At 72.8% G+C, this 26,169-nt stretch carries 22 protein-coding genes; 18 read left to right on the forward strand and 4 right to left on the reverse strand.

Annotated elements, in window-relative coordinates; genetic code table 11:
• Positions 1-111 precede the first annotated feature (111 nt).
• Both ABZ898_RS10295 and ABZ898_RS10300 read left to right on the forward strand, forming a co-directional pair.
• Complete coding sequence (locus tag ABZ898_RS10295) at positions 112-1,893, forward strand: phosphatidylglycerol lysyltransferase domain-containing protein (RefSeq protein ID WP_361655262.1); 1,782 nt, start codon at positions 112-114, stop codon at positions 1,891-1,893.
• A complete protein-coding gene (locus ABZ898_RS10300) occupies positions 1,890-2,585 on the forward strand; it encodes a hypothetical protein (RefSeq protein WP_361655265.1) in 696 nt (231 codons plus the stop codon). Before ABZ898_RS10295 ends, ABZ898_RS10300 begins: the two co-directional genes overlap by 4 nt.
• Here ABZ898_RS10300 and ABZ898_RS10305 read toward each other — a convergent pair.
• Complete coding sequence (locus ABZ898_RS10305) at positions 2,525-3,289, reverse strand: hypothetical protein (RefSeq protein ID WP_361655267.1); 765 nt, start codon at positions 3,287-3,289, stop codon at positions 2,525-2,527. The genes ABZ898_RS10300 and ABZ898_RS10305 overlap by 61 nt on opposite strands.
• A 61-nt stretch (positions 3,290-3,350) precedes the next feature.
• Between ABZ898_RS10305 and ABZ898_RS10310 the strand changes: the two genes are divergently transcribed.
• The 8 genes from ABZ898_RS10310 to ABZ898_RS10345 all read left to right on the forward strand — a co-directional run bounded on the left by ABZ898_RS10310 (position 3,351) and on the right by ABZ898_RS10345 (position 14,419).
• On the forward strand, positions 3,351-4,163 hold the full coding sequence (locus ABZ898_RS10310) for an adenosylcobinamide-GDP ribazoletransferase (RefSeq protein WP_361655270.1): 813 nt from the start codon (positions 3,351-3,353) through the stop codon (positions 4,161-4,163).
• A 239-nt stretch (positions 4,164-4,402) separates the two neighbouring features.
• The gene (locus ABZ898_RS10315; RefSeq protein WP_361655273.1) at positions 4,403-5,929 is read left to right on the forward strand and encodes a leucyl aminopeptidase; all 1,527 of its coding nucleotides are present in this window, start codon (positions 4,403-4,405) and stop codon (positions 5,927-5,929) included.
• A 230-nt stretch (positions 5,930-6,159) separates the two neighbouring features.
• Positions 6,160-7,548: a dihydrolipoyl dehydrogenase gene (gene lpdA, locus ABZ898_RS10320; protein ID WP_361655276.1), complete on the forward strand. Its 1,389-nt coding sequence runs from the start codon at positions 6,160-6,162 to the stop codon at positions 7,546-7,548.
• A 62-nt stretch (positions 7,549-7,610) separates the two neighbouring features.
• The gene (gene sucB / locus ABZ898_RS10325; RefSeq protein ID WP_361655278.1) at positions 7,611-9,431 is read left to right on the forward strand and encodes a 2-oxoglutarate dehydrogenase, E2 component, dihydrolipoamide succinyltransferase; all 1,821 of its coding nucleotides are present in this window, start codon (positions 7,611-7,613) and stop codon (positions 9,429-9,431) included.
• A gap of 299 nt (positions 9,432-9,730) precedes the next feature.
• Positions 9,731-10,354 (forward strand): GntR family transcriptional regulator, encoded by a 624-nt coding sequence (locus ABZ898_RS10330; protein WP_161149184.1) that lies wholly within the window; start codon positions 9,731-9,733, stop codon positions 10,352-10,354.
• Positions 10,355-10,601: 247 nt separating this feature from the next.
• Positions 10,602-13,313, forward strand: a complete 2,712-nt coding sequence (aceE, locus tag ABZ898_RS10335) for a pyruvate dehydrogenase (acetyl-transferring), homodimeric type (RefSeq protein ID WP_361655281.1) — start codon at positions 10,602-10,604, stop codon at positions 13,311-13,313.
• 124 nt (positions 13,314-13,437) lie between these two features.
• Entirely contained in the window at positions 13,438-13,956 is a 519-nt protein-coding gene (locus ABZ898_RS10340) for a DUF4240 domain-containing protein (protein ID WP_361655551.1), read from the forward strand.
• Positions 13,957-14,020: 64 nt separating this feature from the next.
• Positions 14,021-14,419 (forward strand): RidA family protein, encoded by a 399-nt coding sequence (locus ABZ898_RS10345; RefSeq protein ID WP_361655554.1) that lies wholly within the window; start codon positions 14,021-14,023, stop codon positions 14,417-14,419.
• Here ABZ898_RS10345 and ABZ898_RS10350 read toward each other — a convergent pair.
• Positions 14,416-15,222 carry a peptidoglycan recognition protein gene (locus ABZ898_RS10350; protein WP_361655284.1) on the reverse strand — a complete coding sequence of 269 codons (807 nt, stop codon included), beginning with the start codon at positions 15,220-15,222 and terminating at the stop codon, positions 14,416-14,418. The two genes, ABZ898_RS10345 and ABZ898_RS10350, sit on opposite strands and share 4 nt — an antisense overlap.
• A gap of 242 nt (positions 15,223-15,464) precedes the next feature.
• Between ABZ898_RS10350 and ABZ898_RS10355 the strand changes: the two genes are divergently transcribed.
• The 3 genes from ABZ898_RS10355 to ABZ898_RS10365 all read left to right on the forward strand — a co-directional run bounded on the left by ABZ898_RS10355 (position 15,465) and on the right by ABZ898_RS10365 (position 19,174).
• A complete protein-coding gene (locus ABZ898_RS10355; RefSeq protein ID WP_361655287.1) occupies positions 15,465-16,658 on the forward strand; it encodes a MarP family serine protease in 1,194 nt (397 codons plus the stop codon).
• A 60-nt stretch (positions 16,659-16,718) separates the two neighbouring features.
• Positions 16,719-17,615, forward strand: a complete 897-nt coding sequence (locus tag ABZ898_RS10360) for a TIGR01777 family oxidoreductase (RefSeq protein ID WP_361655289.1) — start codon at positions 16,719-16,721, stop codon at positions 17,613-17,615.
• A gap of 194 nt (positions 17,616-17,809) precedes the next feature.
• Complete coding sequence (locus tag ABZ898_RS10365) at positions 17,810-19,174, forward strand: FAD-dependent oxidoreductase (protein ID WP_361655291.1); 1,365 nt, start codon at positions 17,810-17,812, stop codon at positions 19,172-19,174.
• A 31-nt stretch (positions 19,175-19,205) separates the two neighbouring features.
• Here ABZ898_RS10365 and ABZ898_RS10370 read toward each other — a convergent pair whose 3' ends face one another.
• On the reverse strand, positions 19,206-20,651 hold the full coding sequence (locus ABZ898_RS10370; protein WP_361655293.1) for a regulator: 1,446 nt from the start codon (positions 20,649-20,651) through the stop codon (positions 19,206-19,208).
• A 251-nt stretch (positions 20,652-20,902) separates the two neighbouring features.
• On the opposite strand from ABZ898_RS10370, the gene lipB reads away from it, so the two are divergent.
• The 4 genes from lipB (at position 20,903) to ABZ898_RS10390 (ending at position 23,990) form a co-directional block, all read left to right on the forward strand.
• Complete coding sequence (gene lipB / locus ABZ898_RS10375; RefSeq protein WP_361655296.1) at positions 20,903-21,697, forward strand: lipoyl(octanoyl) transferase LipB; 795 nt, start codon at positions 20,903-20,905, stop codon at positions 21,695-21,697.
• A 122-nt stretch (positions 21,698-21,819) separates the two neighbouring features.
• Complete coding sequence (gene lipA, locus ABZ898_RS10380) at positions 21,820-22,785, forward strand: lipoyl synthase (RefSeq protein ID WP_361655299.1); 966 nt, start codon at positions 21,820-21,822, stop codon at positions 22,783-22,785.
• A 229-nt stretch (positions 22,786-23,014) separates the two neighbouring features.
• Positions 23,015-23,212 (forward strand): hypothetical protein, encoded by a 198-nt coding sequence (locus ABZ898_RS10385; protein WP_361655302.1) that lies wholly within the window; start codon positions 23,015-23,017, stop codon positions 23,210-23,212.
• A gap of 73 nt (positions 23,213-23,285) precedes the next feature.
• Positions 23,286-23,990 carry a DUF4191 domain-containing protein gene (locus ABZ898_RS10390; RefSeq protein ID WP_361655305.1) on the forward strand — a complete coding sequence of 235 codons (705 nt, stop codon included), beginning with the start codon at positions 23,286-23,288 and terminating at the stop codon, positions 23,988-23,990.
• A 72-nt stretch (positions 23,991-24,062) separates the two neighbouring features.
• Here ABZ898_RS10390 and ABZ898_RS10395 read toward each other — a convergent pair whose 3' ends face one another.
• Positions 24,063-24,530 (reverse strand): RDD family protein, encoded by a 468-nt coding sequence (locus tag ABZ898_RS10395; protein WP_361655307.1) that lies wholly within the window; start codon positions 24,528-24,530, stop codon positions 24,063-24,065.
• Between the two features lie 210 nt (positions 24,531-24,740).
• On the opposite strand from ABZ898_RS10395, the gene glnA reads away from it, so the two are divergent.
• Positions 24,741-26,150, forward strand: coding sequence for a type I glutamate--ammonia ligase (glnA, locus tag ABZ898_RS10400; RefSeq protein WP_161150111.1), 1,410 nt, complete (start codon positions 24,741-24,743; stop codon positions 26,148-26,150).
• Positions 26,151-26,169 lie beyond the last annotated feature (19 nt).

Here is a 26,169-nt window from a genome sequence, read left to right on the forward strand (position 1 = left end):
CCCGCGACCCCGGCAAGATCCGGAAGACAGGCCCTAGGCCGTCCGGCCGGGCGCGGCCGACGGCCCCGATGAGCGCGATTCGCGGCATATGCGGACATAAGATCCCCGCTCATGGGAGATGCCCGAGTTGCCGTGGACCAGCGGACCGAGCCGGAGCGGCGGCCGGGCGGGGTGGCGTCCCGCCGGGCGGCCGCGGGAGCGGTCTGGTACCTGCGGGCCGTCGCGTTCGTCAACTTCCTCAGCGCGGTGTGGGTCTCGCTGGGGCAGGACGTGCGCCGCCACAACCAGGAGAACCTCTTCACGCCGTACCTGCTGACGGCCGGTTTCGCCTCGGGGGTCTTCACCGCCTTCCTGGCCGTCACCATGCGGCGGCGCAAGCGGGCGGCATGGATTCTCAACCTGGCGCTCAGCGGCGCGTTCCTGGCCCTGTTCGCGTTCGCCATGGCCTTCCCGGAGATCCGCCGGTACCCGCAGAACTGGATCTCGCTCGCCCTCACGGCCGCCTTCGTCGCCGTCCTGATCGCCGGCCGCCGCGAGTTCTACGCCACGGGCGACCGCGCCAACCCCAAGCTGGCCACGGCCGTCGCGCTCGGCGGCACGGCGGTCGCCTCGCTGCTCGCCGCGCTGCTGGTGACGGTCACCAACCAGGCGCCGGACGCCGCCCGTTCGACGTTCGCCGAGCGCTGGCGCTACGGCGCCCAGCGGCTGGTGTCCGTGGCCGTGGAGGAGTCCGGCTTCCCCGGCATCGCCCCGCCGGGCTGGGCCGACGTCAGCATCAACGTGCTCAGCACCGCCCTCCTGCTCGGCGCCCTGTACGCCGCGTTCCGCTCCCGGCGCGCCGTCGACCCGCTCACCGAGGACGACGAGAAGCGGCTGCGGGAACTGCTGGAGCGGCACGGCGAACGCGACTCCCTCGGCTACTTCGCGCTGCGCCGGGAGAAGAGCGTGCTGTGGTCGCCGACCGGCAAGGCGGCCGTCGCCTACCGGGTGGTGGGCGGGGTCAGCCTGGCCTCCGGGGACCCGCTGGGCGACCCCGAGGCGTGGCCCGGCGCCATCACGCCCTGGCTGGCCCAGGCGCGGGCGCACGGCTGGATCCCGGCGGTGATGGGGGCGAGCGAGGAGGCCGGGACCATCTACGCCCGGCACGGCCTGGACGCCCTCGAACTCGGCGACGAAGCCCTCGTGGAGGTGGCCGAGTTCACCCTGGAGGGCCGGGCCATGCGCACCGTGCGGCAGGCGTACAACCGGGTGCTGCGGGCCGGGTACCGGGTGCGGATGCGGCGGCACGAGGACATCCCGGCGGCCGAGATGGCCCACCTCGTCGAGCGGGCCGACGACTGGCGCGACGGCGCCACCGAACGGGGCTTCAGCATGGCCCTGGGACGGCTCGCCGACCCCGAGGACGGCCGGTGCGTGATGCTGGAGTGCACCGACGCCGAGGGCCGGCTGCGCGCCCTGCTGTCGTTCGTGCCCTGGGGCCCCCACGGGCTCTCCCTGGACCTGATGCGCCGGGACCGGGAGAGCGACAACGGGCTGATGGAGTTCATGGTGATCGACCTCCTGCGCCGCTCGCGGGAGCTGGGCGTCACCCAGGTATCGCTGAACTTCGCGGTGTTCCGCTCGGTGTTCGAGCGCGGCTCGCGCCTCGGCGCCGGGCCGGTGCTGCGGCTGTGGCGCTCGCTGCTCGGCTTCTTCTCCCGCTGGTGGCAGATCGAGTCGCTGTACCGGGCCAACGCCAAGTACCGGCCCATCTGGGAGCCGCGCTTCCTGCTCTTCGAGAAGAGCGCCGACCTGCCCCGCATCGCGCTGGCCGCCGCCCGCGCCGAGGGCTTCCTCGAAGCGCCGGGCCTGCCGAAGTGGCTGCACCGCAGACAGCTGGAGACGCACCGGTGAGAGCGTGGGCGCGCGCCGAGTGGGGCCCGGTGTATGGGGCCGCGCGGACGGCGCTGCGCACGCGCGGCCCGCTGCGGGCGGCCCCGCTGACGCTCGGCGCGGTGGCCCTGACCGCGCTCCTGCAGTTCGCGCAGAACCAGCCCTGGGGCTTCCGCCTCGTGCAGTCGGCGGGCGCCGTCCGCGCCGCCGACCCGCTGTGGGCGGCGCTGCTGCGCACGCCGCTCTCCCTGTTCGTGCCCGCGCTCGACCTGCCGGTGTGGGGCGCGCTGGCCCAGGTGCTGGGCGTGTTCGGCGTCGCCGAGCTGTGCCTGGGCCGCCGCCGCACCCTGCTCATCGCCTACGCCGCCACGCTCGCCGGGACGCTGTACGCCCGCCTCGGGATCGCGCTCGGCCCGCACGCCCCGCTCGGACTGCCCGCCTCCGACGCGTGGGTGGTGGACACCGGCCCCTCGGCGGCCGTGGTGGGGCTGGCGGTGTACGTCGCGGTGCGGCACCGGGCCCGGGTGACGGCGGCGCTGGTGCCGGCCGCGATGGTGGCCGAGGTGCTGCTCAAGGACAACCTGGCCGGCAAGGAGCACCTGGCCGCGCTGCTGGCCGTGGGCACCCTGTGCCTGGCCGGCCCGACGCGGCTTCAGCTCCCCCTGGGCAGCCGGGCCGGGGACGGGTCGGGCTTGCCCCCGATCCAGTCCTGAACCACCCGCCGGGGCTTCGCCCAGCGCCGGTCGTGACGGTAGGCCCGCAGCAGGGAGCGGGCCCGCGCGCGGGGCCGGCGGCCGTAGAAGCGGCGGGCCCAGAACGAGGCCGGCGTGGCCAGCCGCAGGGCGCCCGCGAGGGCCACCAGCGGCACGATCGCGCCGAACACCGCGATCCGGGCCTTGCCCTTGCTCAACGCGACCAGCGAGATCAGGAAGTTGGCCGCGACGAAGGCGATGACGCCGCCCCGGTCCTGGAGTTCGTCGTGCGAGAGGTCGTTGACGCCGAACGGCGAGAACCCCCCGAGCAGCAGCCCGACCAGCGCGGCGGTGATGACCACGACCTCGACGCTCTTGCGGCCCTCCGCGCTCCAGTACACGTCGTCCAGATGCAGGATCAGCGCGAACTCGTCCAGCACCAGCCCGGCCCCGGTCCCGAAGACCACGGCGGCGATCGCGCCGCCCGCGCCGTGCCGGTCGCTGGCGACGGCGCCGAAGCCTCCGACGACGGTGAGCACGACGCCGGGCACCACGTGGTGGATGTGCACCCCGCCCGCCTGGACGTTGCCGAACGGGCCCTTCCCGGCCCGGATCAGCCGGGTGATGGTCCGGGTGACGACGAAGGTCAGCACGAACGCGGAGAGGGCCAGCAGCAGCGGAAGCTTGCCCGGTTCCAGGATGTTCCGCTCCCACCAGTGCCCCATGTGCGCACTTTATCCCCGGCCCGCCGCCGTGGCCCGGCGACAGCCCCGGTACCCTGCGCCGATGCCCGAGACCTCCCCGCCCGGCCCGCTCGACGGACCCCGCTTCGCCTTCGGCACCCTCACCGTGATCCCCGTGCGGGTGCGCCGCTGGGACCGGACGGCCGCGCGGGCGGGCATGCTGTGCGCGCCGCTGACCGGGCTGGTCGTCGGACTCGCGTCCGCCGCGCTCGGGCTGTCGCTCCTGCTGCTGGGCACGGGCCCGCTGTTGGCGGCCGTCGCCTCCGCCGCCGTACCGGCCGCGCTCACCCGGGGGCTGCACCTGGACGGGCTCGCGGACACCGCCGACGGGCTGGGCAGCGGCAAGCCCGCCGAGCAGGCGCTCGCGATCATGAAGCAGTCCGACATCGGGCCGTTCGGCGTGCTCACCCTCGTACTGACCCTGCTGGCCCAGGTCGCCGCGCTCTCCGGGCTGTACGGCGACTCCTGGGCGCGGGGCGCGCTCGGGGCCGTCGTCTCCGGGGTCGCGGCCCGACTGGCGCTCACGCTGGCCGCGCGCACCGGGGTGCCGGCCGCACGTCCGGAGGGGCTCGGGGCGGCGGTGGCCGGGGTGGTGCCGGTCGCGGGCGCGCTGACGGCGGGGGCGGCGGTGACGCTGGCGGCGGGTGCGGGCGGCGCGCTGCTCGGGCCGTGGGAGGCGGTGCGCGCGGCGGCCGCCGTCCCGCTCTGCCTGGTGCCGGCCGAACTCCTGCTGCGCCGCTGCGTCGCACGCTTCGGCGGGGTCACCGGGGACGTGTTCGGCGCCCTCGCGGAGACCGCGGCCACGGCCGCACTGGTGGTGCTGTGCCTGGGAGGCACCGGCCCGCTGGGCGGCTGAGAGCGGCAACTGTTCCGTACCTGCGGCGAGTTGTCCCACCTTCCTGACAGGGGTGCCCGAAGTGGCGGCGTCCGGGGTGGTCCTCGGCAATGAGCGGGCGCTCGTACGCGCGTAGTCTCGTGGCGGGTGTTCGCCGACAGGGAGTCGACCCACCCCTTGCGGCGGTCGCCCCTCGCGGACGACCGGCTTGCGCAAAACGGCCCCAGCAAACTTCACATCGGAAGCGAGATTTCACCACCGTGACTGCTCTGACTCTCAAGCCAGCCGTCGCGCCGGGCCCGCGGGCCGACGCGATCGTGATCGGTGTCGCCAAGGCCGGCACGGGCCCCGTCATCGCCCCGGGCGCCGAGGCCGTGGACCAGGCGTACGAAGGCGGGCTGGCCGGCGTCCTCAAGACCCTCGGCGCCTCGGGCGCCGAGGGCGAGCTGACCAAGCTGCCCGCCCCCGCCTCCCTCGGCACCCCGCTCGTGATCGCGGTGGGCCTGGGCGCCGAGCCCGAGGCGGACGCCGGGTACGACGCCGAGGCGCTGCGCCGGGCCGCCGGTGTGGCCGCCCGCGGCCTGTCCGGCACCGCGAAGGCCGCCTTCGCGCTCCCCGTCGACGGCCCCGGCGCCGTCGCCGCGATCGCCGAGGGCGTGCTGCTCGGCGCGTACGCCTTCGACGCGTACAAGGAGAAGCCGCGGGACGAGAAGGCGAAGAACGACGGCGGCCCGCTCGGCGAGGCCGTGCTGCTCGGCGGCGAGGAGGGCGAAGCCGCCTTCCAGGCCGCCGTGGACCGCGCGGCCGCGGTCGGCGAGGAGCTGAACCGCGCCCGTGACCTGGTCAACACCCCGCCGAACGACCTGAACCCGGAGGCGTTCGCCGCCGTCGCGCGGGCCGCCGCCGAGGAGCACGGCCTCACGGTCGAGGTGCTCGACGACCAGGCCCTGACCGAGGGCGGCTACGGCGGCATCCTCGGCGTCGGCGGTGGCTCGGTGTCCACCCCGCGTCTGGTGAAGCTGGCGTACACGCACCCGGAGGCCGACAAGCACCTCGCCTACGTCGGCAAGGGCATCACCTACGACTCGGGCGGCATCTCGCTCAAGCCCGCCGGGCACAACGAGACGATGAAGTGCGACATGGCAGGTGCCGCCGCCGTGTTCGCCGCCGTCGTCGCGGCCGCCCGGCTCGGCCTCAAGGTCAACGTCACCGGCTGGCTGGCGCTCGCCGAGAACATGCCCTCCGGCTCCGCCACCCGCCCCGGTGACGTACTGCACATGTACAGCGGCAAGACCGTCGAGGTGCTCAACACCGACGCCGAGGGCCGCCTGGTGCTGGCCGACGCGCTGTGGGCCGCCTCGGCCGAGGAGCCGGACGCGATCGTGGACGTGGCCACGCTGACCGGCGCGATGGTGCTGGCGCTGGGCAGCCGGACCTTCGGCGTCATGGCCAACGACGACGCGTTCCGCACCGCCGTGCACGAGGCGGCCGAGGAGGTCGGCGAGCCCGCGTGGCAGATGCCGCTCCCCGAGCACCTGCGCAAGGGCATGGACTCCCCCGTCGCGGACATCGCCAACATGGGCGAGCGCATGGGCGGCGGCCTCGTCGCCGGCCTGTTCCTGCGCGAGTTCGTCGGCGAGGGCATCACCTGGGCCCACCTGGACATCGCGGGCCCGGCCTACAACGAGGGCGGTGCCTTCGGCTACACGCCCAAGGGCGGTACGGGCACGGCCGTGCGCACCCTGGTGCGGCTGGCCGAGCAGGCCGCCGACGGCGACCTCGGCTGAGCCTTCCGAGGCGTCCGCCGGGGGCGTGGACCGGACCGGTCCACGCCCCCGGCGACGGACGTGGGGCGTCTCACACCCCGGCCCGGCGTCCTCCGTACCCCCGACAGGTGCAAAGATGGAGTCCGGCAGGACAGGGCCCCACCACAGGGCCGAAGCATTGAGCGGCCGGACACCAGCCGCCTGCCGGTCATCGGAGACCGGCACAGGCGCACATGCATGGAGGACGTGACGTGGCGAACGACGCCAGCACCGTTTTCGACCTAGTGATCCTCGGCGGTGGCAGCGGTGGTTACGCCGCGGCCCTGCGCGGAGCGCAGCTTGGCCTGAACGTCGCCCTGATCGAGAAGGACAAGGTCGGCGGCACCTGCCTGCACAAGGGTTGCATCCCCACCAAGGCCCTGCTGCACGCGGGCGAGATCGCCGACCAGGCCCGCGAGAGCGAGCAGTTCGGCGTCAAGGCGACCTTCGAGGGCATCGACGTACCGGCCGTCCAGAAGTACAAGGACGACGTGATCTCGGGCCTGTACAAGGGCCTTCAGGGTCTGATCGCCTCCCGCAAGGTCACGTACATCGAGGGTGAGGGCCGGCTGTCCTCCCCCACGTCGGTGGACGTGGGCGGGCAGCGCGTCGAGGGCCGTCACATCCTGCTGGCGACCGGCTCCGTGCCGAAGTCGCTGCCGGGCCTGCAGATCGACGGCGACCGGATCATCTCCTCCGACCACGCCCTCGTCCTGGACCGCGTGCCCAAGTCCGCGATCGTCCTCGGCGGCGGTGTCATCGGCGTCGAGTTCGCCTCGGCGTGGAAGTCCTTCGGCTCGGACATCACCGTCATCGAGGGCCTGAAGCACCTGGTGCCGGTCGAGGACGAGAACTCCTCCAAGCTGCTGGAGCGCGCCTTCCGCAAGCGCGGCATCAAGTTCAACCTCGGCACCTTCTTCGAGAAGGCCGAGTACACCCAGGACGGCGTCAAGGTCACCCTCGCCGACGGCAAGGAGTTCGAGGCCGAGGTCCTGCTCGTCGCCGTCGGCCGCGGCCCGGTGTCGCAGGGTCTGGGCTACGAGGAGCAGGGCGTCGCGATGGACCGCGGCTACGTCCTGGTCGACGAGTACATGCAGACCAACGTGCCGACCGTCTCGGCCGTCGGTGACCTCGTCCCGACCCTCCAGCTCGCCCACGTCGGCTTCGCCGAGGGCATCCTGGTCGCCGAGCGGCTGGCCGGCCTGAAGACCGTCCCGATCGACTACGACGGTGTCCCGCGTGTGACGTACTGCCACCCGGAGGTCGCCTCCGTCGGCATCACCGAGGCCAAGGCCAAGGAGATCTACGGCGCGGACAAGGTCGTCGCCCTGAAGTACAGCCTCGCGGGCAACGGCAAGAGCAAGATCCTCAAGACCGCGGGCGAGATCAAGCTCGTCCAGGTCAAGGACGGTGCCGTGGTCGGCGTCCACATGGTGGGCGACCGCATGGGTGAGCAGGTCGGCGAGGCCCAGCTCATCTACAACTGGGAGGCGCTGCCCGCCGAGGTGGCCCAGCTCATCCACGCCCACCCGACGCAGAACGAGGCGCTCGGCGAGGCGCACCTGGCGCTGGCCGGCAAGCCGCTGCACGCCCACGACTGAGCCTTCGGCCCCCGGGCGCGACGACACAGACTTCCGCAATTCCTTAAGGAGCAACAGAAACCATGGCGGTTTCCGTAACCCTTCCGGCGCTCGGTGAGAGCGTCACCGAGGGCACTGTCACCCGCTGGCTGAAGGCCGAGGGCGAGCGCGTCGAGGCCGACGAGCCGCTGCTCGAGGTGTCGACCGACAAGGTCGACACCGAGATCCCCTCGCCCGTCGCCGGCGTGCTGGCTTCCATCAAGGTCGCCGAGGACGAGACGGTCGAGGTCGGCGCCGAGCTGGCCCTGATCGACGACGGCTCCGGCGCCCCCGCCGAGGCCGCGGCCCCCGCTGCCGAGGCCCCCGCCGCCGAGGCTCCGGCCCCGGCCGCCGAGGCCCCGCAGGCCGCCCCGTCCACCGAGCAGGAGGCGCCCGCCCCGGCGCCGACCGCCGAGGCGACCTCCGGCGGCGGTTCCGCCGAGGGCACCGACGTGGTCCTGCCCGCGCTCGGCGAGTCGGTCACCGAGGGCACCGTCACCCGCTGGCTGAAGTCGGTGGGCGACTCCGTCGAGGCCGACGAGCCGCTGCTCGAGGTCTCCACCGACAAGGTCGACACCGAGATCCCGGCGCCCGTCGCGGGCACCCTGCTGGAGATCGTGGTCGGCGAGGACGAGACCGCCGAGGTCGGCGCCAAGCTCGCCGTCATCGGTGCCGCGGGTGCCGCCCCGGCCGCCGCCCCCGAGGCCCCGAAGGCGCCCGCCGCCGAGGCCCCGGCCGCTCCGGCTCCGGCCGCCCCCGCTCCGGCCGCCCCGGCCCCGCAGGCCCCGTCGGCTCCGGCTCCGCAGCAGCAGACCGCCCCGGCTCCCGAGCCGGCCCCGGCCGCTCCGGCCCCGGCGCCCGCCCCGGCTCCGGCTCCGGCTCCGGCCGCCCCCGCTGCCGCGCCCACCGCGCCGACCGCCGCCCAGGCGACCGACGAGGGTGCCTACGTGACCCCGCTGGTGCGCAAGCTCGCCGCCGAGAACGGTGTCGACCTGGCCGCCGTCAAGGGCACCGGGGTCGGTGGCCGTATCCGCAAGCAGGACGTCATCGCCGCCGCCGAGGCCGCGAAGGCCGCCGCTCCGGCTCCGGCCGCCGCGGCCGCCCCGTCCGCCGCGAAGAAGGCCCCCGCGCTGGAGGTCTCCCCGCTGCGCGGCCAGACCGTCAAGATGACCCGCATCCGCAAGGTCATCGGCGACAACATGGTCAAGGCGCTGACCGAGCAGGCCCAGCTCTCCTCGGTCGTCGAGGTCGACGTCACCCGTCTGATGAAGCTGCGCGGCAAGGCGAAGGACTCCTTCGCCGCCCGTGAGGGCGTCAAGCTCTCCCCGATGCCGTTCTTCGTCAAGGCCGCCGCGCAGGCGCTGAAGGCCCACCCGGTCATCAACGCCCGCATCAACGAGGCCGAGGGCACCATCACCTACTTCGACACCGAGAACGTCGGTATCGCGGTGGACTCGGAGAAGGGCCTGATGACCCCGGTCATCAAGGGCGCGGGCGACCTCAACCTCGCCGGCATCGCCAAGGCCACGGCCGACCTGGCCGGCAAGGTCCGCGCCAACAAGATCACCCCGGACGAGCTGTCCGGCGCGACCTTCACCATCTCCAACACCGGTTCGCGCGGCGCCCTGTTCGACACGATCATCGTGCCGCCGAACCAGGTCGCCATCCTCGGCATCGGCGCCACGGTGAAGCGCCCGGCCGTCCTGGAGACGGAGGAGGGCACGGTCATCGCCGTCCGCGACATGACCTACCTGACCCTCTCCTACGACCACCGCCTGGTCGACGGCGCCGACGCGGCCCGTTACCTGACGACGGTCAAGCAGATCCTGGAGGCGGGCGAGTTCGAGGTCGAGCTCGGCCTGTAACTCTCACGGCCTGTGAAGAAGCCCCCTTGTCGAAGGACAGGGGGGCTTCGCCGTTTCAGCACAGGCCGACTGGTCCCACCCAGGGGCGCGGGGCTGTGTCGATATGCGGCTCCGCCGCGCGGGCGCGACCAGCCACAACACACCCGCACCCACCCCCAAACCGACACCCCCACGGCGAGACCCCTCGAAAACACCCTGTGCAACTCGTCTCACCTGGGCAAAAGCCCCCCGATGCGCCGCACGGCACGCGCATGACACCCGTAAGGTCATAGAGCCACGCCCCTTGAAGAGGAGCCCCCATGACCGCGCCCGTAATCCACTCGCTGCGCGAACAGATCCGCGAGCACATCGTGGAGGGCATCGTCAGCGGCCGCTGGCAGCCGGGCGAGCGCATCGTGGAGCGCCGAATCGCCACGGAACTGGAGGTCAGCCAGACCCCGGTGCGGGAGGCGCTGCGCGAACTGGAGTCCCTCCGCCTCATCGAGTCGGCCCCCAACAAGGGCGTCCGGGTACGCAACCTGACCGCGGCCGACCTGGAGGAGAGCTACCCCGTCCGCGCCGGGCTGGAAGCCATCGCGGCGGAACTCGCGGCCGAGACCCTCGCGGAGAGCTGCGAGGCCCTGGAGCCCCATGTCGCGGCCCTCTACGAGGCCGACAGGGCCGCGGACGGCACCGGCCAGGTCCGCCACACCGTCGGCTTCCACCGCGAACTCGTCCGCGCCGCGGGCAACTCGGTGCTGCTGCACACCTGGGAGGGGCTGGGCATCGAGGTGTTCACGGCCCTGTCGATCCGCTGGCTGGGCACGGTCCAGCAGTCCTACGCCGAGGAGCACGAGGAGCTCGTGCAGGCGTTCCAGCGCCGTGACCCCCGGATCGCCGAGCTGGTGAAGGCGCACGTGCTGGGCTGCGCGCCCCGCCCCTGAACCGGCCGGGCGGCGCCCCGCTCACCTGGGAAAACAAGGCACCGCGTGCCCGCAGGCAAGACACCGGGTGCCTACTTTCTCGCAAAGACCGGGTTTTCGTCCCCAAACCTTTGATCGATCATCGATCAGGGAGTTATTGTCACCGACGGACTTCTACCGAGTTCTCGCCCTGTCCTGCCAAAGACCAAGGGCAACCCCGAACCCTCACCCATGAGGGTTTCCCCCTTCGACTGAGGAAGGCGGCGAGATGACCGACCCCAACGCCATCCAGCCGAGCGCGCTCGACCAGCTCCCGGACCGCGACCCCGAGGAGACCGCCGAGTGGCGGGCCTCCCTGGACGCCGTCGCCAGGGAAGCGGGCCCGCACCGTGCCGCGTACCTGATGCGGCGCACGCTGGAGCGTGCCGAGGCGGGCGGTGTCGCGCTGCCGAAGCTCCTGGAGACGGACTACGTCAACTCCATCCCCACCGCCGCCGAGCCGGGCGTGCCCGGTGACGAGGCGATGGAGTCCCGGATCACCGCGTGGAACCGGTGGAACGCGGCGGCGATGGTCACCCGCGGCAGCAAGCACGGCGTCGGCGGCCACATCGCCACCTTCGCCTCCGCCGCGTGGCTGTACGAGACCGGCTTCAACCACTTCTTCAAGGGCAAGGAGTCCCCGGACGCCGACGGCTCCGGTGACCAGCTCTACATCCAGGGCCACGCCTCCCCCGGCATCTACGCCCGCGCCTTCCTCGACGGGCGGCTGAACGAGGCGCACCTGGACAACTTCCGTCAGGAGGCGGGCGGCAACGGCCTCCCGTCGTACCCGCACCCGCGCCGGCTTCCCTGGCTGTGGGAGTTCCCGACGGTGTCGATGGGCCTCGGCCCGCTCTCCGCGATCTACCAGGCGCGGTTCAACCGCTACCTGACCAACCGCGGCATCAAGGACGTCTCCGCCTCGCACGTGTGGGCGTTCCTCGGTGACGGCGAGATGGACGAGCCGGAGTCGACGGCGGCCCTCGCGCTCGCCGCGCGTGAGGAGCTGGACAACCTCACGTTCGTCATCAACTGCAACCTGCAGCGCCTGGACGGCCCGGTCCGCGCCAACTTCAAGATCGTGCAGGAGCTGGAGGCCCAGTTCCGCGGCGCCGGCTGGAACGTCGTCAAGACGCTGTGGGGCACCGCCTGGGACGAGCTGTTCCAGCTCGACACCACGGGCGCGCTGGTCCGCCGGCTGCGCCAGGTGCCGGACGCCCAGATCCAGACGTACCAGACGCGCGACGCGGCCTACATCCGCCAGGACTTCTTCGGCGCCGACCCGGCGCTGGTGGAGATGGCGAAGCTGCTGAGCGACGACAAGATCCTCGAGGTCTTCCACCTGTCGCGCGGCGGTCACGAGGCCCGCAAGGTCTACGCCGCGTACAAGGCGGCCGTCGAGCACAAGGGCGCGCCGACCGTGATCCTCGCCCAGACGGTCAAGGGCCACACCCTGGGCCCGGGCTTCGCCTCCAAGAACGCCAACCACCAGATGAAGAAGCTCTCGGTGGACGAGTTCAAGGCGATGCGGGACCTGCTGGAGCTGCCGATCTCCGACAGCGCGTTCGCCGACGGCCAGGTGCCCTACGGCCACCCGGGCGCCGACTCCCCCGAGGTCCGCTACCTCCAGGAGCGCCGCGCGGCCCTCGGCGGTCCCGCACCGGCCCGCCGGACGCACCCGCTCGCCCCGCTGCCCGCCCCGGCGGAGAAGGCGTTCGCCTCCTTCGACAAGGGCTCCGGCTCGCAGAACGTGGCGACCACCATGGCGTTCGTCCGCCTGGTCAAGGACCTGGTCCGCGACAAGGAGACCGGCAAGCGCTGGGTGCCGATCGTCCCCGACGAGGCGCGCACCTTCGGCATGGAGTCGCTGTTCCCCTCGCTCGGCATCTACTCGCCCAAGGGCCAGACGTACGAGCCGGTCGACCGCGACCAGCTGATGTACTACAAGGAGGCCAAGAACGGCCAGATCCTCAACGAGGGGATCACCGAGGCCGGTTCGATGGCCGACTTCATCGCCGCGTCCACCGCGTACTCGACGCACGGTGAGGCGATGATCCCGTTCTACATCTTCTACTCGATGTTCGGCTGGCAGCGCACCGCCGACCAGATGTGGCAGCTCGGCGACCAGCTCGGCCGCGGCTTCCTCGTCGGCGCGACGGCCGGCCGCACCACCCTGACGGGTGAGGGCCTCCAGCACGCCGACGGGCACTCCCCGGTGATCGCCGCGACCAACCCGGCCGCGCTGACGTACGACCCGGCGTTCGCCTACGAGGTCGCCGCGATCGTCAAGGAGGGTCTGCGCCGGATGTACGGCGAGGCCCTGCCGGGCGAGGACCAGGACGTCTTCTACTACCTCACCGTCTACAACGAGCCGATGCCGCAGCCGGCCAAGCCCGCCGCCCCCGGCATCGACCAGGGCATCGTCAAGGGCCTGTACCGGTTCAACACGGCCGAGTCCGCGGGCGTCACCGTCCCGGCCAACGCCCCGCGCATCCAGCTCATGGGCTCGGGCACCGCGATCCACTGGGCGCTCACCGCGCAGCGGATGCTGGCCGAGGAGTGGGGGATCGCCGCCGACGTGTGGTCCGCGACCTCCTGGTCCGAGCTGCGCCGGGACGCCATGGAGGCCGACGCGGCCCTGCTGCGCGGCGAGGAGCGGGTGCCGTTCGTCCGCCAGGCGCTCCAGGGCGCCGAGGGCCCGGTGCTGGCGGTCTCCGACTACATGCGCCAGGTCCCGGACCAGATCGCGCAGTGGGTCGAGCAGGACTGGTCCTCGCTGGGCGCGGACGGCTTCGGTCTCTCCGACACCCGCGCGGCCGCCCGCCGCCACTTCGGTGTCGACGCCGAGTCGATCGTGGTCGCGGCCCTCGCCCAGCTCGCCAAGCGCGGCGAGGTGCAGGCGACGGCGGTGAAGGAAGCCCGCGAGAAGTACGGTCTGTGACCTCCTGAGGTCGGAAGAAGGGGTACGGCGCTGCGCCGTACCCCTTCTCCCTTTTCCCCCGCCGTTCTTTTCCCCCGCCGTTCCGCGTGCGGGGTGGGGGTACAGGCCCGATGCTGGTGCCGTGATGGACGAGACGGAGTTCTGGGAGCTGATCGACGCCACCCGCGAGGCCGCCGAGGGCGATCCCGAGGAGCAGGCCGACCTGCTGGTCGACCGGCTGCTCCAGTTCGACCCGGACATGGTGCTGGACTTCGCCCGTCACTTCGAGGCCCGCTACAACCGCGCCTACCGCTGGGACCTGTGGGGCGCGGCCTGGCTGCTGCTGGACGGGGCGAGCGACGACGCGTTCGACTACTTCCGCTGCTGGCTCATCGGCCAGGGCCGCGAGGTCTTCGAGGGCGCCCTGCACGACCCGGACTCCCTGGCCGGGCTGCTGGACGAGTTCGACGAGGAGATCGACGGCGACGGCGAGGAACTGGGCTACGCCGCCGACGAGGCGTACGAACGCCTGACCGGCATGGTCGCCCCCGACCTGGGCATCGCCCCGGCCCCCGGCGAGCCCGCGGGCACCCCGGTCGACTTCGAGAACGACGGCACCCTGGCCACGCGCTACCCCACCCTGTGGGAACGCTTCAAGCCCTGATCGCCCGTTGACCCGCCGGCTGCCGCGCCGTGATCATGGGCTCCTTCGTCGAGGGGTGGGAGCTGTGATGCGGCACTTCGTCAGGCCCGGGGGCACGCCGCCGGTGAACGGCTACAGCCACGCGGTGACGTTCGCGGGGCCCATGGTCGCGGTCTCCGGGCAGGTCCCGGTGGACGCGGAGGGGCGGCTGGTGGGCGAGGGGGACGCCGAGGCGCAGGTGCGGCAGGTCTACGCCAACCTGGACGCCGCGCTGCGGGCCGCGGGGTCGGGGCTGCGGCACGTGGTCAAGCTGACCGTCTTCCTGACCGACCTGGACGACCTGGCCGCCTTCCGCAAGGTCCGCGACGAGCACCAGGACCCCGAGCGGCCGCCCGCCTGCTCGCTGGTGCGGGTCGCGGGGCTGGTGCGGCCGGACTTCCGGGTGGAGATCGAGGCGTGGGCGCTGGTGCCGGAGGGCGACTAGCGGATGCGGCCCTGGAGGAGGGCTGCCTTGGCTCGGATGGTGGGGAGGGTGGCGGTGAGGGCCGCTCCGGGGCAGGTGGTGGGGTAGCCGTCGTTGTGGCCCGCCACGGTGGGGAAGGTGGCGGTGACGCCCGACTTGTAGCGGCTGAGGCCGCTGGTGGAGACCAGGCGGACGCGGGCCCGGGGGTCGGTGTCGGAGGGGCCGAGTTTCCAGGCGGCGAGGGCGGCGATGGAGTCGGTCATCGCCCGCGGGACCGTGGCCCCCGAGGTGAAGGTGCCGAGCGCGGCGATGCCCGCCGAGCGGTGGTTGAACCCCTGGGTGTGGGCCCCGGTGACCGCCCGGTCCACGCCCCCGGCGCGGCCCTCGTAGATGGTGCCGCAGCGGTCGACCAGGAAGTTGTAGCCGATGTCGTCCCAGTGCCGGCCGCCGGTCTGGCCGGAGTACAGCGCGCGGATGATGCGCGGGGAGTCGGCGCAGTCGTAGTCGTTGGGCGAGTCGGTGTGGTGGATGAAGACGGCGACGACCTTGTCGTCGTAGCGCGGCGGCGGCTGGCTGCGCCGGGCCGTGCCGTCCAGCCAGGCGGAGCGGGGCAGGATGGCCGGGTGGGGCGCGCGGTGGGCGATGGGAGCCGTCCGCGGGGCCGGGTGCGCGGGCTGGGCCGTGACGGAGCGCTCGCTGCCCCGCGCGAACAGCAGCAGGACCACGACGGCGGTGAGGGCGGAGAGGCAGCCGAACGAGGTCGGCAGGGCGCCGGGCGGGCGCGCGGAACGCCGGTGGCGCGTCCACGCCGGTGACCACTTCATGATCCCACTCTCGGGTCGCGGCGACGGGTCCGCGATGTGTGGTGTGCCACCCGGTGGAACCATCGTCCCGGGTTGGGACGTTTCTGTGGGTACACACACACGAGGACCGTTCGCCCAGGCGGCAGGGCGGGCGGCTGATCATCGGGGCTGCTCCGCCCGTACTAGGGGTATCTCTCCGGCCGTCGCGGACCCGTGAGGTTCGGAGAGACACTCCCTAGGGGGTGCGAGAGAAAGGCGGCTCCGTGGACCTGCTCGACGTGCTGCTCGTGCTGGTGATCCTGCTCTACGCGGCGTCCGGGTACCGGCGCGGCCTGGTGGCGGGCTGTGTCTCGCTGGCCGGATTCGTGGGCGGCGCGGCGGTCGGCGTGTGGGCGCTGCCGTGGGTCACCGGTCTGGTGACGCGCGGCTCGGCGGCGGCGACGGTGGTCGCGGTGCTGACGGTGCTGGTGCCGGGCATGATCGGGCACGAGCTGGCGGGCCGGCTGGCGCTGCGGCTGCGGCGGCGGATGGACGAGTCGGGCCGCGGTCCGCTGCGGGTGGCGGACGGTGTCGGGGGCGCCGCGGCCAACGGGGTCGCCGTGCTGCTGGTGGCCTGGGTCGCGGCGAGCGTGCTGGGGGCGGCGCCCTCGCAGACGGTGACGTCGGCGATCCGCGACTCCGCGCTGCTGGGCGCGGTGCAGCGGACGATGCCCGAGACCACCCCGGCCTGGTTCTCGCGGGCCACCTCCGCGCTGACGGAGGCGGGCTTCCCGCAGGTGTTCAACCCGTTCGAGAACGAGTCGACCGCCCAGGTGGCCGAGCCCTCCGGGGACAGTGTGACCCCGGCGGCCACGGAGGCGGCCCGGCGCAGCACGGTGAAGATCGAGGGTGCGGCGGGCGCCGAGGGCCGCGAGGGCAGCGGGTTCGTGTACGCGCCGCGCCGGGTGATGACGAACGCGCACGTGGTGGCCGGCATCGACGACCCGACGGTGCGGATCGGCGGGGTGGGTCCGTCGTACCGGGCGCGGGTGGTGCTGTTCGACTCGGACCGGGACGTGGCGGTGCTGTACGTACCGGGTCTGCGGGCGCCGGTGCTGCCGTTCGACGGCTCGGCGCGGCGCGGCGCGTCGGCGGTGGTGGCGGGCTATCCGCAGGACGGGAGCCTGAACCTCCAGGCGGCGACGGTGGCGAACCGGGTGCGGGCGACCGGCCAGAACATCTACAGCGACCGCACGGTCACCCGGGAGATCTACTCCATCCGCTCCACCGTGCGGCCGGGCAACTCGGGCGGGCCGCTGCTGACCACGCAGGGCCGGGTCTACGGCGTGGTCTTCGCCCGGTCCACCTCGAACTCGGAGACGGGGTACGTGCTGACCGCGTCGGAGGTCTCCGCGGACGCGCGGCGGGCGCGGACGGCGACGGCGCCGGTGGACACGGGCGAGCTGATCACGGAGTAGGCGGCCGTCAGGGGTACGGCGCGCCGCCCTGATTCCGGGCCCGCGGGGCATGCTGGGATCATGGACTCTTCCCGAATCGCGGTGGCCGGCGCGTCCGGTCTCATCGGCAGCGCCCTGGTGCGGTCCCTCACCGACGACGGGCACCAGGTGGTGCGGCTGGTCAGGCGGGAGCCGCAGGGCCCCGACGAGGTGCGCTGGGACCCCGAGGAGCAGTACGTCGACGCGGCCGGGCTGGCGGGCTGCGACGCGGTGGTCAACCTCGCGGGGGCCGGGATCGGCGACAAGCGCTGGACGCCGGAGTACAAGCGGGTGATCCGCGACAGCCGGGTGCTGGGCACGACCGCGCTCGCGGAGGCCGCCGCCTCCCTGCCGGAGCCGCCGCGAGTCTTCGTGAACGGCAGCGCGATCGGCTTCTACGGCGAGACCGGCGACCGGATCACGGACGAGGACGCCCCGCCCGGCGAGGGCTTCCTGCCCTCGGTGTGCGAGGAGTGGGAGGAGGCGGCGGCGCCGGTGCGGGAGGCGGGCGTGCGCACGGTCTTCGCGCGCACCGGGCTGGTCGTGGCGTCCGGGGGCGGGGCGTGGGCGCGGATGTTCCCGCTGTTCAAGGCGGGGCTCGGCGGCCGGCTCGGGGACGGGCGGCAGTACTGGTCGTACGTCGCGCTGCACGACGAGGTGGCCGCGATCCGGCATCTGCTGGACCGCGACGACCTGTCCGGCCCCTTCAACCTGACCGCGCCCGACCCGCTGACCAACCAGGAGATCACCGAGGCGATGGGCCGGGTGCTGCACCGGCCGACGCCGTTCCCGGTGCCGGCGGCGGTGCTGCGCACGGTGCTGGGCGAGATGGCCGGGGACGTGCTGGGCAGTCAGCGGGTGGTGCCGAAGAGGCTGCTGGAGTCCGGGTTCCGGTTCGCGTTCCCGGGGATCGAGGAGACGATCCGGGCGGCCGAGTAGCGCGGTGGAGTAGAGCCGTCCAAGGCGGGCAGCGAGCGGATATGACTGTATGCGACCTCCATGCGACCGTGCCCTGTCGATGCGCGACTGTCCTTGACCGACAAGGGTCCTAACCTCGACCCGAATTCGCGTATCCGGCGGGCCGGTCGGGGGCATGACGTCTCCACCGGCCGCGCAACCACAGGAGGGGCCTCGTGCTTGAGCCCGCGTACCAGGTGGACGTCGTCGTCGTGGGAGCCGGGGTCGCCGGACTCGCGGCGGCCCATCGGCTCACCAGCGCAGGAGTGACGACCGCAGTTCTGGAGGCCGCCCCGGAGGTCGGCGGCCGCATGTCGACCGAGACGGTCGACGGTTTCCGTCTCGACCGCGTCGGACGGCCGCTGTCCGTACCCGGCCCCGAGCTGCGCACCGCGCCGGGGCTGGAGCCGCTGGCGCTGCGGCGTTTCGCCCCCGGTGTGCTGCTGCACCGGGACGGCCGCACGCACCGCGCGGGCGCGCCCGCGCCGGCCGGGGGCGCGAGGGGCGCACTTCATGTGGCGCGCGCCCTGGCGAGCGCCCCCAGGGGGCCGGTCGCCGCCCCCGGCCGGACCGGGACACCGGTGGGCGGGGCGTGGGACCAGGCCCGGCTCGGCGCCGCGCTGGCCCGGATCGCGGCCACCCCCGTGGAACGCCTGCTGGCCCGCCCGGAGGAGGCCGCCGCCGACGCGCTGGCGGCACGCGGGATACCCGCCCGTACCGTCGAGGGCTTCCTGCGCCCGCTGCTGGCCGCGCTGCTGTGCGACCCGGAACTGACCACCTCCAGCCGCGGCGCCGACCTCGCCCTGCGGGCGTTCGCCGGGGGACGGCTGGCCGTGCCGGAGGGCGGCGCCGAGGCGCTGCCCCGGCTGCTGGCACGCCACCTGCCGCCGGGCACGGTGCGCACCGGGGTGCGGGTCACCTCGGTCTCCACCACCTCGGTCACCACGGCCGAGCACGGTGTCCTGCGCTGTCGCGCGGTCCTGCTGGCCACGGACGCGCGGGCGGCGGCCGAGCTGCTGCCGGGCCTGCGCGTCCCGGACTTCCACCCGGTGACCGTGGTCCACCACACCACCGACGACCCCGGACCGGCGCTGGCCACCGGCTCCTCGCTGCTGCTGGACGCCGACCGGGGCGGCCCGGTCGCGCACACGGCGGTGCTCAGCGAAGTCGACCCGGGCCGGGCGCCGGCGGGCCGGGCGCTGATCTCCTCGACCGTGCTGGGCGCCCCGCCCGAGGACGTCGACGCGGCCGTCCGCGCCCACCTGGCCCGCCTGTACGGCACGCCCACGAAGCACTGGGAGACCCTGGCCGTCCACCACACCCCGGACGCGGTTCCGGCGATGCGCCCCCCGTACGACCCCCACCGCCCGGTGCGCCTCCTGGCCGGTCTCTACGTCTGCGGCGACCACCGCGACACCGGCACCGTCCAGGGCGCCCTGCAGTCGGCGGGCCGGGCCACCGCGGCCGTCCTCACCGACCTGGGCGTCACCGCCTCGATGCACCGGTCGGACCCGCCGTCGACGATGCCGCGAGCGGCGTAGCGCGGGGCCCGTAGCCCGTAGCCCGTCTGGCCTAACCCAGCGCCGCCACCCGCTCCCGGTACCCGCGGGCGGGAGGCGCGTCGCGGTAGGGCTCCAGGCGGCGTTCGAAGTCGCGGATGTACTCCACGGCCCGGACCGAGCGCATCTCGGCGGCCTGGGCGGCGGCCTCGGCCGCGAGGGCGCACGCCTGGTCGAGGTCGCCGAGGCCCAGACGGGCGGTGGCCAGGACCACACGGGAGAACACCCGGCTGCGGGCGTGCGCGGCGGGGCGCAGCCGCAGCGAGCGCTCCGCGTGCTGGGCGGCCGGCCGGAACTGGTGCAGGTCCCGGTGGCAGTGGCCGAGTTCGTCGGCGAGCTGGGCCTCGTCGAAGAAGCGCGCCCAGTGCGGCACGTCGTCGCCGGGCCGGGCGGTCTCCAGGGCGCGCTCGGCCCGTACCAGCGCGCCGGTGCACGCCCGGGCCTCGCCGAGGACGGCGTGCGCCCGCGCCTCCGCCGCGTGCAGCAGGGCCTGCACCACCGGCGGCGCGCCGGTGCCGATGCCCTGCTGGGCGACCCGCGCCAGCTGGACGGCCTCCCGCCCGTGCCCGAGGTAGACGGCCTGGCGGCTCATGGTGACCAGCACGTAGGAGCCGTAGGCGCGGTCCCCGGCCGCCTGGGCGAGCCGCAGGGCCTGGACGAAGTACCGCTGGGCGAGCCCGTGCGCGGCGATGTCGTACGAGGTCCAGCCCGCGAGCCGGGTGAGGTCGGCGGCGGCGCCGAACAGCCTGCGGCCGGTCTGCTCGGAGTAGCTGCCGCGCAGCATCGGCTCGCACTCGTGCTCCAGGTAGCGCACGAGGGCCTGCCGGGCGTGCCCGCCGCCGTACTGGTCGTCCAGGGCGCGGAACAGCTCCCCCACCGAGCGCAGCGCGGCGAGGTCGCCACCGGTCACCCGGTGCGCGGGCGGCCGTCCGGCACCGGCGGCCGGAGGGCGTGCGGACCCCGCCTCCACGGGCCGCGCCTGGGCCGGTACCCGGGCGGCCGGCTCGCGCGCCACCCGGTCGTCGGCCTTGCCGATCAGCCAGTCCCGGCTGGGGACCACCAGCCCCGCGGGCGTGAACGCGATCTTGCTCAGCTCGGCGTGGCTGCCGGAGTCCTTGCGCCACAGCCCGCCGACGATGTCCACGGCCTCCTCGGGGGTGCCCGCGAACTCCAGCCCGGCGTACACCGGCGCACAGGCGTCGAGGCCGAGGTCCTGTGCGGTGAGCCGGCGGCCGAGGCGGCGGGTGAACACCTCGGCGATCAGCGCGGGGGTGGTCCCGCGCGGCTGCTGTCCGCGCAGCCAGCGGGTGACCGAGGTCTTGTCGTATCTGAGGTCCAGCCCGTGTTCCAGGCCGAGCTGATCGACGCGACGGGCCAGACCCGCGTTGGAGAACCCCGCCTCTGCGATGAGCGCGGCGAGCTGGCGGTTGGGGGTGCGCTGCGCGGGTCGGTCCGTCATGTGCGGTGCGGTCTCCTGACTGACAGGCCACTGAGGTGCCGGGACGGGCTGTGAGCAGCCCTTTTGGCCTCACGAACGGCGCGAATGTAGCGGAGAGTGAACAACCCGACGCATAGATCCCCAGGCATTCATCCGATCGTGTGAGGATTACCCGTGGGGCTGACGTCACCCGTCCGGACGTACAGTGGCGTGGGCGCCGTACGCGCCTGACAGACCCGACGAGGGGTGCCCGGCCAAGGGAGGCGCTTGCCGTGAGTGAGCTGCGGTTCGTCCACATGGGATTCGGCGCGGACGCCGTCGACTACCAGGAGGCGTGGGACGAGCAGCGCCGGGTGCACGCCGCCCGGTTCGCCGACGAGACCTCCGACACGGTCCTGCTGCTGGAGCACCCGCCGGTGTACACCGCCGGCCGCCGCACCGAGGAGAGCGAGCGCCCGCTGGACGGCACTCCCGTCATCGACGTGGACCGGGGCGGCAAGATCACCTGGCACGGTCCGGGCCAGCTCGTGGGCTACCCCATCCAGAAGCTCCCCCGCCCGGTGGACGTGATCGCCCATGTGCGCCGCCTGGAGGAGGCCCTGATCCGCACCTGCGCGGAGTTCGGCGTCGAGACCACCCGCGTCGAGGGCCGCAGCGGGGTCTGGGTCCTCGGCGACCCGGTCGAGCAGCGCCTCGGCGGCCTCTCGCTGGACTTCGACCCGCGGATCGCGGACGAGGAGTTCGACCCCCGGATGAACGGCCCGGAGTACGCGCCCTCCAACGCCGGCCAGCGCCGCGAGGACCGCAAGATCGCCGCGATCGGCATCCGCGTCGCCAAGGGTGTCACGATGCACGGCTTCGCCCTCAACGTGAACCCGGACAACCGCTGGTTCGACCGGATCATCCCGTGCGGCATCCGCGACGCCGGTGTCGCCTCCCTGGCGAACGAGCTGGGCCGGGACATCACGATCGAGGAGGTCGTACCCGTGGTCGAACGCCACTTGCGGGAGGTCATGGCCGAGGCCGTCCTCGCGCCCCGGGTGATCGAGAAGCCCGCCGCGGTCTGATCCGGGAATGCGGCCTGCGTCCGCGAGGTTTTCGCCCCCGGTAGGACCCGATGTACACGGGCGTACTCTGGTGTACGCCGAAGAATCGAAGACTCAACTTCGCAACAAGCAGGGAGCCGGTCGTGTCCGCAGTCGCACCCGACGGACGCAAGATGCTGCGCCTGGAGGTCCGTAACAGCCAGACCCCCATCGAGCGCAAGCCCGAGTGGATCAAGACGCGGGCGAAAATGGGCCCCGAGTACACCAAGATGCAGAACCTCGTGAAGAGCGAGGGCCTGCACACCGTGTGCCAGGAGGCCGGCTGCCCCAACATCTACGAGTGCTGGGAGGACCGCGAGGCGACCTTCCTCATCGGCGGCGACCAGTGCACCCGGCGCTGCGACTTCTGCCAGATCGACACCGGCAAGCCCGAGGCGCTGGACCGCGACGAACCCCGCCGCGTGGGCGAATCCGTGGTCACCATGGACCTCAACTACGCCACGATCACCGGCGTCGCCCGCGACGACCTGGAGGACGGCGGCGCCTGGCTGTACGCCGAGACCGTGCGCCAGATCCACGCCCAGACCGCGGGCCGCGAGACCGGCCGCACCAAGGTCGAGCTGCTGGCCCCGGACTTCAACGCGGTGCCCGAGCAGCTCGCCGAGGTCTTCGAGTCCCGCCCCGAGGTCTTCGCGCACAACGTCGAGACGGTCCCGCGCATCTTCAAGCGCATCCGCCCCGGCTTCCGCTACGAGCGCTCGCTGAAGGTCATCACCGAGGCCCGCGACTTCGGCCTGGTCACCAAGTCCAACCTGATCCTCGGCATGGGCGAGACCCGCGAGGAGATCGTGGAGGCGCTCCGGCAGCTGCACGACGCGGGCTGCGAGCTGGTCACCATCACCCAGTACCTGCGCCCCTCCGTGCGCCACCACCCCGTCGAGCGCTGGGTGAAGCCGCAGGAGTTCGTGGAGCTGAAGGAGGAGGCCGAGCAGATCGGCTTCTCCGGCGTGATGTCGGGCCCGCTGGTCCGTTCCTCCTACCGCGCCGGGCGTCTTTACCAGATGGCGATCGAGAAGCGTGGTACGTACATCGCCGCCCAGGCGGTGTGAGCAAGTCGTGTGAAATCACGCACAAGTTCCTACTGGCCAGTAGTGGCCGAGTCGACGCGGTCCCGTCCGTCCTCGCTGATGAGGGCGCTCGCGGGGCCGCGTCGGCGTGTGCGGGCCCCTCGCCGGGGCTTCACCACCGTTTGACCGGTCGGTCACGCGCTGGTAACACCAATCAGTGACCCTGGTATCACGCCACGTACACCACCCGCACCGAGGGGGGACCTCGATCATGCAGGCCGCACCCGTCCGCGCCACCGCCATCCCGTCCTTCGCCGTCGCCCTGCGCGCGGTCGAGACGCTGCTGCTCCAGGGCGGCCAGCGCACCGCCCGCCGCAACGCCTGGACCTCCGTCCTGGAGGACCGCCGCCGCGCCAAGGACCGGGTCGAGGCGCAGCAGTTCCTCGACCGCGCGTCCACCCGCCCCTGACCCGGATCACCCCGCCGTCCCCGCGCGGGCACCGCCGTCGAGAGTGCTCCGGCGGCCACGTAGACTCGGGGGCATGGCGAGGAAGGAAACCGCGGCGGACGCCGCGAGCGCAGGGCGACTGAAGCAGATCGCTCTCACGTACAAGATGACCCGCAAGGCCGACAAGACGATCGGTCTTGTACTCGCGGCTGTCGGACTCGGCATTTTCGCCGTCCTCCTCGTGATCGGCTTCCTGGTCGGGCACCCGGTCTACCTCGGCATCCTGGGCGTGCTGCTCGGTCTGCTGGCGACGGCCATCGTGTTCGGCCGCCGGGCGGAGCGGGCCGCGTTCGGTCAGATGGAGGGCCAGCCGGGCGCCGCCGCCGCGGTACTGGACAACATCGGCCGGGGCTGGAGCACCACCCCCGCGGTGGCGATGAACCGCAGCCAGGACGTGGTGCACCGCGCGGTCGGCAAGGCCGGCATCGTGCTGGTGGCCGAGGGCAACCCGAACCGGGTGAAGAGCCTGCTGGCGGCCGAGAAGAAGAAGATGAACCGCATCGTCGCCGATGTCCCGGTGCACGACGTGATCGTCGGCGACGGCGAGGGCCAGGTGCCGCTGAAGAAGCTGCGCACGACCATGCTGAAGTACCCCCGGGTGCTCACCGGCCCCCAGGTGACCGTCACCAACGACCGCCTGCGCGCGCTGGGCGACCTCATGAGCAACATGCCGCTCCCCAAGGGTCCGATGCCGAAGGGCATGCGGATGCCGAAGGGCGGCGGCGGCAGGTCCCGCTGACCGACGACGACATGAGAAGGGGCGCCCGGAGACTCTCCGGGCGCCCCTTCTTCTTGTTCTTCTTGGCGCGTGCTAGATCCTGACCTCGACCGTCTGGGCGAGCCGGTCATGCAGGCCGCGGCCGTCGCGGTCCCAGACCAGCGCGGGGACGGCCAGGCAGAGCAGGCAGGTCCGCAGCAGGGCGCGCGGCGGGCTGACCGTGCCGGTCCGCAGCGCGACGACGCGCAGCCCGAGCAGGCGCTTGCCCGGCGTGGAGCCGAGGGTGCCCACGGTGAGCGCGCTCAGGACGAAGAAGACGAGCAGGGCCCAGTTGCTGGTGGCCGGGCTGTTGCCGTGGGTGATCAGGCCGTATGCGATCAGCACGCACAGCCCCCAGTCCACGGCGAGGGCGCCGAGCCGGCGCCCCGGACGGGCGATCGAGTTCGGCCCGGTCTCCGGCAGCCCGAGCTGCTCGCCCCGGTAGCCGAAGTCGGCGCCCGCTTCTTCCATGGCCGCGCGCGGCCCGGAGAGCCACGACCCCATCACTTCCCTGTTGTCCACCCGACCACGGTACTGCGCCCGCTTTCGGGCAGTACGCGCAGGGGTGTGTCGGCGCTAGGGTTGAGGCATGGCCGGTTAACTTCTGCGAAACAAACGAGTCACGCCCGAGAAATCACCCGTCCCTAGGGTCGAGACCAGCGTGTGCCACCGCACTGGCCGCACGAACGATCTACCACCCCGGCGGGAACGGTCGGGAGTAGGAGGAGCTGGATGTTCCAGAACGCCGACGAGGCCAAGAAGTTCATCGCGGACGAGGACGTCAAGTTCGTCGACGTCAGGTTCTGCGACCTGCCGGGCGTCATGCAGCACTTCACCGTGCCCGTCCAGGCGTTCGACCCGGACGAGGAGCTGGCGTTCGACGGCTCGTCGATCCGTGGCTTCCAGGCCATCCACGAGTCCGACATGGCGCTGCGCGCCGACCTGTCGACGGCCCGCGTGGACCCGTTCCGCCGCGACAAGACGCTGAACATCAACTTCTTCATCCACGACCCGATCACGGGCGAGCAGTACTCCCGTGACCCGCGCAACGTGGCCAAGAAGGCCGAGGCGTACCTCGCCTCCACCGGCATCGCCGACACCGCGTTCTTCGGCCCCGAGGCCGAGTTCTACGTGTTCGACAGCGTGCGCTTCAAGACCGCCGAGAACGAGGCGTTCTACCACATCGACTCCGAGGCGGGCGCCTGGAACACCGGCGCCGTCGAGGACAACCGGGGTTACAAGGTCCGCTACAAGGGCGGCTACTTCCCGGTCCCGCCGGTCGACCACTTCGCCGACCTGCGCGCCGAGATCTCCCTGGAGCTGGAGAAGAACGGCCTCCAGGTCGAGCGCCAGCACCACGAGGTCGGCACCGCCGGCCAGGCGGAGATCAACTACAAGTTCAACACGCTGCTCGCCGCCGCGGACGACCTCCAGCTCTTCAAGTACATCGTGAAGAACGTCGCCTGGCGCAACGGCAAGACGGCCACCTTCATGCCGAAGCCGATCTTCGGCGACAACGGCTCGGGCATGCACGTCCACCAGTCGCTGTGGTCGGGCGGCGCCCCGCTCTTCTACGACGAGGCCGGTTACGCGGGCCTGTCGGACATGGCGCGCTACTACATCGGCGGCATCCTCAAGCACGCCCCGTCGCTGCTGGCCTTCACCAACCCGACGGTGAACTCGTACCACCGCCTGGTCCCGGGCTTCGAGGCGCCGATCAACCTGGTGTACTCGCAGCGCAACCGCTCCGCCGCGATGCGCATCCCGATCACGGGCTCCAACCCGAAGGCCAAGCGCGTCGAGTTCCGCGCGCCCGACTCCTCCGGCAACCCGTACCTCGCCTTCTCCGCCCTGCTGCTCGCGGGCATCGACGGCATCAAGAACAAGATCGAGCCGGCCGAGCCGATCGACAAGGACCTCTACGAGCTGGCCCCCGAGGAGCACGCGGGCGTCGCCCAGGTCCCGACCTCCCTCCCGGCCGTCCTCGACCGCCTCGAGGCCGACCACGACTTCCTGCTCCAGGGCGACGTCTTCACCCCGGACCTCATCGAGACGTGGATCGACTACAAGCGCACGAACGAGATCGCGCCGCTGCAGCTGCGTCCGCACCCGCACGAGTTCGAGCTGTACTACGACGTGTGATCGTCGCCCCCTGAAACCG

Origin of the sequence: Streptomyces sp. NPDC046860 (assembly GCF_040645115.1) — a bacterium.
GTDB lineage: Bacteria > Actinomycetota > Actinomycetes > Streptomycetales > Streptomycetaceae > Streptomyces.